The organism is Pandoraea terrae, assembly GCF_902459695.1.
In the GTDB taxonomy this organism is placed as follows: Bacteria; Pseudomonadota; Gammaproteobacteria; order Burkholderiales; family Burkholderiaceae; genus Pandoraea; species Pandoraea terrae.
In genome coordinates this window covers 43,658-51,310 of sequence record NZ_CABPRZ010000035.1, presented here as the reverse complement: position 1 = coordinate 51,310, position 7,653 = coordinate 43,658, and the positions used below count along the sequence as shown (strand labels likewise).

Here is a 7,653-nt window from a genome sequence, read left to right as displayed (position 1 = left end):
ACAACGAACTGTTCTATCTCGACAAAACCATGATGGTGTTCGGCGACGCGAAGAAGGTCGTCGAGGATATGGTGAAGGCGGCTTGATCGATTGGAACGGCAGTTCGGGTCCCCAAAGGTCCGGGTTGGCGCGGTGGGGCGGCCGCGCCGGCCGCGCCGGCCCGGCGGCATTTTGGCGCTTGCGATTGAGGAGGTCACGATGCACAATCGAAGCGCAAAAAATCTTGACAATGGAGATATGCTTCCGGACACCGGCACCACCGGCCCGGGTGCGCCGGCCGCAGCCGGACCGGCAACGGCCCGCTGCGGCGATAGGGTAACTGCAGGGCCCATCCTCATGAACGTTTCGCTAAGACAGCTCAAAGTCTTCATGGTGGTCGCGCGCAGCAAGAATTTCAGCCGCGCCGGCGCCGAAATCGGTTTGACGCAACCGGCCATCAGCCGCTGCATCAACGAACTCGAAACGCAGCTCGGCCTGCGGCTCGTCGACCGTACGACGCGCGAAGTCGCACTGACCGACGCGGGACACACGCTCGCGGGCAGCCTCGACCGCGTGCTCGACGAACTCGAAATCGCCTTGCTCCAGACACACGGTGCGGAAGCCAAGACCAGCGGCCGCGTGCGCGTGGCCGCTGCACCGACCGTCTCGGCCACGCTGATGCCCAAGTGTCTGCTCGCCAGTCGGGCGCGCTACCCGGAAATCTCGCTTGCGCTTGTCGATCAGGTACAACGCGCGGTGCTCGGCAGCGTGCGCGCGGGCGATGTGGACTTCGGCATCGTCGTCGCCCCGCAAGGCGCCGACGATCTGTATGGCGAAGCGTTGATGAGCGAGCCGTTCTGCCTGGTGAGCCGCAGCGATCATCCGCTGGCATCGCAAGCCGCCGTCCATTGGTCGGAACTGTCAGGCGAGAATCTGGTGCTGCTCGATCAGGGCTCAGGCAGCCGTCCGCTCATCGACCGCGCGCTGGCCACGCAGAAAGTGCAATGCGCGGTGACCCAGGAATTGGGCCACGTGAGCACCATCTTCCGGATGGTGCAGGAGGGGCTGGGTGTGAGCATCCTCCCGCCGCTCGCACTGCCGTTGCCCGAGAACTCGGCGCTGGCCGTCCGTCCGCTGTTACCTGCTTTTGAGCGCACGATCATGCTCGTTCGCCGCAAGAACCGTTCGCTTTCTCCGGTCGCGTTGACCGTGTGGGAGTTGATCAAGGAAGTGGTGCGCGAGCGCCACAGTTTGCGGCAAGCGGTCATCTGAGGCGGCAGCGATGCGCAGACGCCGCGCGCGCATCGAAATGGCTTTCAGATCATGGGCTTGCGTGAGTTTTGCGTCGTTTGTCCACACCCTTGCTCACAAAATCTGTGGATAAGTGGCGGCCACGGAATCGTTAATACGCCGACAATTGCTCCGATCGCCGAGGGCGGATGCAAATGGCTTATGGCTCAATGAGTTAGATAGGCGTGTGAAGTGGTTATCCACAGTGTTGTGAACAAAATCTGTGGATAAGATTCCCTCGGGAACGGCGAGTCAGGGCGCGCCGTTCGCCAGCGGAAAACGCCACGATACGGAATCCAAAGCCACGTGAGCGAAATCGGCAGCGGCGGCGGTGGCGGTGGCGCAAACTCGCCATTCCGTATTGGTTTGCCGGATCCCGCGAGCATGACTTTGCGGCCGGTCTGGCGAGCCAGTCGCTTCGCTCCGCGCCATGCCGTCCACTTTCCCGTTGTCTTCCTCCCCTACGCAACCGTCGCGTTGCGTATTCTCCCCCGCCGATCCCCATTCCTTGATCGAACGGGCGGCAACGCAGTCCGTCGACGAGCTTCGCGAGACGCTGAGTTCGTCCGCGATTGGGCGCAAGATTCGCAGCGCCATGATGGCGCGAGCCATGTCCCCGCGCAGTCGGGTTGCCGAAGAAATCCACGCGATGCTGGCAGGATGCCATCGCCAGGATCGCGTGGTACGCGAGGCGCTTGCGGAATTGCTGCTCTGTGCGCCCGGCGAATTCGATATCGACATGTTGTTGCGCGCGGGGATGGAAAGACGCCTGGCGCGCCGCTTGATTCCACTGCTCCAAGTCGCCCCGCCCGGGGCGCTCGCACGCGAAATCATCGAAATACCGACGGCCGCCGATTGGATCGACGCCATGGATGAGACGGAATCCGGTGACCCGGCCGGCGTCGATTTCTTCACGTTATGCACCCTGCAGTTGTTTGGCCGCGACGTCCTCTCCGACCCGGTTGTGCGCCAGGCGATTGACAGGAGTTGCATGGCGCTGGCTCCGCTGCCGGCAGGCGGGGACCTGCACGCACGGGCTCGCGCACGGCAATTGCTTGCCCCGGTGATTGCACTGGCGCCGGACTCGCAGCGGTTGACCATGCACAGCGGCGAGCCGCCGTTGCTGTATGTGACCCGCATGAACGGGAGCGAGGCGGACGTCCGGTGGCTGCTTGCCCATTGCCTGCCGCCCAACGTGGCGTCGCCCAATTGCACGGCGCTGCCGAACCATCGTGGCCCAACCTATTCGGTGCCTGGCGCCTCGCCGCTTCACTACGCTGCACGGCATGGCAATGTGCCCGTGATACGCGCATTGTTGGCGGCTGGCGCCGACCTGCACGCGCGCGACAGCGGCGGACGTACCCCGCTACTCTCGTTCGGGGACCGGGAGGGGGTGCCGAGGCCATGCGATCGCGATCCGGCGCACCTCGATCATTGCCTGGACACCGTCGGCTGCCTGATGACTGCTGGCGCCGATGTGCGCGATATCGGCGGCACGCGAGAGACGCTCGTGATTGTCATGCTGATCGCCTGCTTCAACGCAGGGGGCGGCAGCGCGGGGGCTTATGACCGGCTCGTTCATTGGTTGGTGGACCTTCACATGCGGGGCTTTCCATTCCGTTCAGGCGAAGGTGAGCCTGCCATCGATCCGATTTGGGCACTCGACAAGCTGGCGGCGCGCGAAGGCGGCGAGTTCCTGAGATATCGGACGTTGCGCGAATTGCTGACGAGTTTCACCCGATGAACGAACCCAACGGAGACAGCGACGATGAACGAATGCAATGAAGTAGCGCGCAGCCGCACCCCGACGTCAGCGAGCGTCTACAGTCACGCCGCCATTGCCGTGCACGCCGGCTATGCCGATTTGCGCGCGATGCTGGCGGAGCACGCGCTTGCGGGGCAGGATTGCCTGAGCACCATGCGAGTGACTTGTGCGGCCGGCTGCGCCATGCGCCGAGCGGCATCATGTTTGACCGGCTGTCGGAGATCGCGGCGCAAAAGTTCAGCCCGCGAGAGGATTTCCTGCGAATCGGAGCGCCGTCGACGCCGATGGCCGAACCGCTACGACGCATCTCATGGCGGCAACGCTCGGCGCGGCAGCGCCCGCATCCTCTCAACCGTCCACCGGAAAAATTTCCCCAATCCTGCGCTTGGCGTAATCGACAAACGCTTTCGCCAATTGTGACGGCGGGTGCTGGTTCGAAGTGACGACCGCGAACTCCGAAAGGATGGTCGGCTCGAACGGTTTGACCACGACCCGCTGCGACGCATAATGCGCGGTGATCTGGTCGATCAGCGCGACGCCGGCGCCATGCTCGACGAGCACGCATATGGCGGCAGACAACTGGGATTCCGCTGTCATCACACGGTCGATGCGTTGCTCGGCGAACAGGCCGTCGATATGCATGCGCGCGTCGAACTCCTTCGGAAAGGAGATGAACGACTCGCCGCGCAGGTCTTCCGGCGTGATGACGGGCTTTTCGGCCAGCCGGTGCCCAAGCGGCAGGATGCAGCGCATCGGTGCGCTGTGAATCGTCTCGATGTTGGCGCCCGCGTGCGTGAGCGGATGCGCGATGAAACCGACGTCGCAGCGCCGTCCCACCACCAGATCGATCACGATGCTCGATGCATGAATCAGCAGCGTCGTGTTGATGCCTTCGTGCTCGCGAATGAAAGCCGTCAGCACGCCCGGCAGGAATTCGAGCGCCATGGCGGGCGCGCCGGCGATGTGCAGCGAGCCGCGCCGCAGCGACTTGATCTGCTCGGCCGTCTGCGCGATCCGGTCGAGGCCGGCAAACGAGCGCTCCACTTCCTCGAACAGCACCATCCCTTCCGGCGTCGGATGCAGCCGTCCGTTGGCGCGTTCGAACAACGCGAAGCCGACGTCGGCTTCCAGATCGTTGATCAGCCGCGTCACCGCCGGCTGCGAGACATGCAGCATTTGCGCTGCGCGGGTGACCGTCTGGCGCACGATCAGCGCGCGGAAGGCTTCGAGCTGGCGGATTTTCATGAAGGGCCCCGTTGAACGTCCCTATCGGAACGTCTCTATAACATTGGCGTATGGCTGACCGAAAAAATGTGATTTGACTGTCATCGTGTCGAAAACGATTCTATTGAAAACAAAGCAGTTTTGCGAATTTTTTGCCGTTTTCGCGTCATAACACGAGTCAGGAGATCACCAGATGAAGGTTTCGCCCCGCACCATTCGTAAGCTCGGCATGGCCGCTGCAGCCGCGTCGCTCGTGCTTGGCATGGCCAAGGCCAACGCCGACACGACGCTGTATGTCGGCGCGTATGGCGGCTCGTTCGAGCAGATGTTGAAGAAGGACGTGATTCCTTCGTTCGAACACGCCAATCCGGGCACCAAGGTCGTGGTGGTGCCGGGCGATTCCACCACTACGCTGGCCAAGCTGCAGGCGCAAAAGGGGAAAGCGGGCATGGACGTGGCCTTCCTCGATGACGGTCCGATGTACCAGGCCATCCAGATGGGCTTTTGCGGCAAGCTTGCCGACGCGCCCGTCTACAAGGATCTCTACGACATTGCGAAATTCAAGAGCGGCAACGCCGTCGCCGCCGGCTTGATTGCCACGGGCATCGCCTACAACACGCGCCTGTTCCAGGCCAAGGGCTGGCCGGCGCCGACGTCGTGGAAGGATCTGGGCGACGCGAAGTACAAGGGCAAGCTGGTGATGCCGAGCATCAAGAATACCTACGGCCTGCACGCGCTGCTGGTCGAGGCGAAGCTTAACGGCGGCAGCGATACCAATATCGATCCGGGCTTCCAGGTCATGGAAAAGCAGATCGCGCCGAACGTCCTGTCGTTCGATCCGTCGCCGGGCAAGATCGCTGAGTTGTTCCAGGCCGACGAAGTCGCCATCGCCGTGTGGGGCAACGGCCGTGTCCAGGCGTTGCGTCAGCAGGGCATCCCGGTCGAGTTCGTCTATCCAAAGGAGGGCGCGGTGGCGCTCGGCATGGGCGTGTGCGTGGTCGACAAGTCGGCCAACGATGCGCTGGCGCAGAAGTTCGTGCAGATGATCCTGTCGCCGCAGACGCAGGCGCTGCTGGCCGAAAGCCAGGGCGTCGCGCCGGCCAACCGCAAGACGCAACTGTCGATGGCCGTGGCCGCACGCGTGCCGTCGCCGGCGGCGATCGACAAGCTCGTACGCGTCGACTGGGATGTCGTCAATGCCAAGCGGGCCGACTGGACCCAACGCTGGAACCGTCAGATCGAGCGTTGATCAATCGCGCCGCCGTATGACGTGACGCGCGGCGGCGCGCGGATCTCCGCGCCGCCCGCTGCGCACCCCCGTTCCCGTGTTGCCCATGCAGGTGTGCCTGTCACCGCGCGTCGCATGGTTTGCCGCCACGTTGCGTGACGTTTCTCTTCCCCGGACGCCATCCTCATGAGCTACCTGCGCCTCGACAATCTCGGCAAGCGCTTCGGCGATACCACTGCCGTGGCGAATATCGACCTCGACCTCGGTCACGGCGAGTTCGTTTCGCTGCTGGGGCCGTCCGGCTGCGGCAAGACCACCACGCTGCAGATGATCGCCGGATTCGTCGATCCCAGTGAAGGCCGCATCTTGCTCGAAGGCCGTGATCTCACGCCGATGCCGCCCGAGAAGCGTGGACTGGGCATCGTATTCCAGAGCTACGCGCTGTTTCCGCACATGACGGTCGCGCAGAATGTCGCATTCGGGCTCGAAATGCGCCGCATCGACGCCCCGGCCCGCAAACGCCGGGTGCAGGATGCGCTCGAGCTGGTCCATCTCGGCCAGCACGCCGGGCGTTATCCGCGCGAACTGTCGGGCGGCCAGCGTCAGCGCGTGGCGCTCGCGCGTGCGCTCGTCATTGCGCCGCCGTTGCTGCTGCTCGACGAGCCGTTGTCAAATCTCGACGCCAAGTTGCGCGAGCAGATGCAGGACGAACTGCGCGCCATCCAGCGCAAGGTCGGCACCACGACGATCATGGTGACGCACGACCAGGCCGAGGCGCTGGCGATCAGCGACCGCGTGGTCCTGCTCAACGGCGGACGCATTGTGCGCATCGACACGCCGAACGCCGTGTATGAAGATCCGCAACACACGTTTGCCGCGCATTTCATCGGACAGACAAATTTCATTTCGGGCCATCTCGAACGCCTGGGCGAAGCCGCCGTGCTGTCGGCCAATGGCAGCCGCTTCAGCGTGCCGGCCCACTTGGGCGCAAGCGGCCCCGCGACCTTCAGCCTGCGGCCCGAACGCATCCGCCTTACCGGCGCGGGCGCGGGCCGCCTCGCCGGGCGCGTGGGGCAGCGCAGCTTTCACGGCAACCATTGGGTGTTGACGGTCAGCACCGGCGTCGGCGAACTGCGCGTGCTGCTGTCGAACGATGGCAATGACGCGGCACGCGACGGCGACGCGGTCGGCCTTGATTGGGCCGACGACGCGCTGCGCCGCGTGGAGGAGCGCGCATGAGCACCGCCGCAAATTCTCACGCGCCTGCCGCATCCGGCAAGCCGGACGCGGGCGTGCAATCGGCGGCAAGGCGTCAGCGGGCGGCCGGCTGGGCGCTCGTGGCGCCGGCCACCCTCTATTTCCTGTTGCTGCTCGCCGTGCCGCTGGTGCTGACGTTCGTGCTGAGCCTGAACGGTTTCGACCCGAACCTCGGTGGCATCCTCGCTGCGAAATCGCTGCACAACTACGCCGACATCCTCACCGACGCATATTTCTACGCCATCTTCCTGCGCACGCTGCTCCTCTCGCTCGGCGTAACGCTCCTGTGTGTGCTGATCGGCGTGCCGGAAGCGTATTTCCTGTTCCGCATGCGCGATCCGTGGCGCTCGCTGTGTCTCGTACTGGTGCTCGGCCCGCTGTTGATCTCGGTGGTCGTGCGCACGCTCGGCTGGTCGATCCTGTTGGGCCGCGAGGGGCTGATCAATCTCGTGCTCACGAAACTCGGCATCGTCGAGCATCCCTTGCAGATGATGTTCACGATGGGCGCGGTGACGTTGGCCATGGTGCACGTGCTCGTGCCGCTGCTGGTGCTGTCGGTGTGGACCTCGCTCACGCGCCTGGACGCGTCCGTCGCGCATGCCGCGCGTTCGCTCGGCGCCGGGCGTTTCACGGTGATGTGGCGCGTGGTGCTGCCGCAGATCACGCCAGGGATCCTTTCGGGCAGCCTGATCGTGTTTGCATTGACGGCCAGCGCCTTTGCCACCCCTGCGTTGATCGGCGGCCGCCGCCTGAAGGTGGTGGCGACGACTGCGTACGACGAATTCCTCGGCACGCTGAACTGGCCGCTCGGCGCAGCCATCGCGGTGGTGTTGCTGATCCTGAACGTGGCGATCATCACCGGCTACAACCGCGCCGTCGAAAAGCGCATCACGCGCCGGCTGGGGTAATG

At 64.3% G+C, this 7,653-nt stretch carries 7 protein-coding genes; 6 read left to right on the top strand and 1 reads right to left on the bottom strand.

Translation table 11 applies throughout. The features are described from left to right. The 3 genes from PTE30175_RS25840 to PTE30175_RS25830 form a co-directional block, all read left to right on the top strand. Positions 1-86 (top strand): NAD(P)(+) transhydrogenase (Re/Si-specific) subunit beta (locus tag PTE30175_RS25840; protein WP_150699935.1); only part of this gene is annotated, 86 nt, incomplete at its 5' end. 250 nt (positions 87-336) lie between these two features. Continuing rightward, positions 337-1,251, top strand: a complete 915-nt coding sequence (locus tag PTE30175_RS25835) for a LysR family transcriptional regulator (RefSeq protein ID WP_150699934.1) — start codon at positions 337-339, stop codon at positions 1,249-1,251. Positions 1,252-1,699: 448 nt separating this feature from the next. Then, positions 1,700-3,013, top strand: a complete 1,314-nt coding sequence (locus tag PTE30175_RS25830; protein WP_150699929.1) for an ankyrin repeat domain-containing protein — start codon at positions 1,700-1,702, stop codon at positions 3,011-3,013. A 369-nt stretch (positions 3,014-3,382) separates the two neighbouring features. Here PTE30175_RS25830 and PTE30175_RS25825 read toward each other — a convergent pair whose 3' ends face one another. Beyond that, positions 3,383-4,279: a LysR substrate-binding domain-containing protein gene (locus tag PTE30175_RS25825; RefSeq protein WP_150699928.1), complete on the bottom strand. Its 897-nt coding sequence runs from the start codon at positions 4,277-4,279 to the stop codon at positions 3,383-3,385. Between the two features lie 172 nt (positions 4,280-4,451). Between PTE30175_RS25825 and PTE30175_RS25820 the strand changes: the two genes are divergently transcribed. From PTE30175_RS25820 to PTE30175_RS25810, 3 genes are all read left to right on the top strand, one after another. Continuing rightward, positions 4,452-5,507 (top strand): ABC transporter substrate-binding protein, encoded by a 1,056-nt coding sequence (locus PTE30175_RS25820; RefSeq protein WP_150699927.1) that lies wholly within the window; start codon positions 4,452-4,454, stop codon positions 5,505-5,507. Positions 5,508-5,672: 165 nt separating this feature from the next. Next, positions 5,673-6,725, top strand: coding sequence for an ABC transporter ATP-binding protein (locus PTE30175_RS25815; protein WP_150699926.1), 1,053 nt, complete (start codon positions 5,673-5,675; stop codon positions 6,723-6,725). Further along, a complete protein-coding gene (locus PTE30175_RS25810) occupies positions 6,722-7,651 on the top strand; it encodes an ABC transporter permease (RefSeq protein ID WP_150699925.1) in 930 nt (309 codons plus the stop codon). Before PTE30175_RS25815 ends, PTE30175_RS25810 begins: the two co-directional genes overlap by 4 nt. Positions 7,652-7,653 lie beyond the last annotated feature (2 nt).

Bases quoted from the DNA above. Each gene is read 5' to 3' on its own strand.
- PTE30175_RS25835 (WP_150699934.1), top strand. From the start codon at position 337: ATGAACGTTTCGCTAAGACAGCTCAAAGTCTTCATGGTGGTCGCGCGC.
- PTE30175_RS25830 (WP_150699929.1), top strand. From the start codon at position 1,700: ATGCCGTCCACTTTCCCGTTGTCTTCCTCCCCTACGCAACCGTCGCGT.
- PTE30175_RS25825 (WP_150699928.1), bottom strand. From the start codon at position 4,279: ATGAAAATCCGCCAGCTCGAAGCCTTCCGCGCGCTGATCGTGCGCCAG.
- PTE30175_RS25820 (WP_150699927.1), top strand. From the start codon at position 4,452: ATGAAGGTTTCGCCCCGCACCATTCGTAAGCTCGGCATGGCCGCTGCA.
- PTE30175_RS25815 (WP_150699926.1), top strand. From the start codon at position 5,673: ATGAGCTACCTGCGCCTCGACAATCTCGGCAAGCGCTTCGGCGATACC.
- PTE30175_RS25810 (WP_150699925.1), top strand. From the start codon at position 6,722: ATGAGCACCGCCGCAAATTCTCACGCGCCTGCCGCATCCGGCAAGCCG.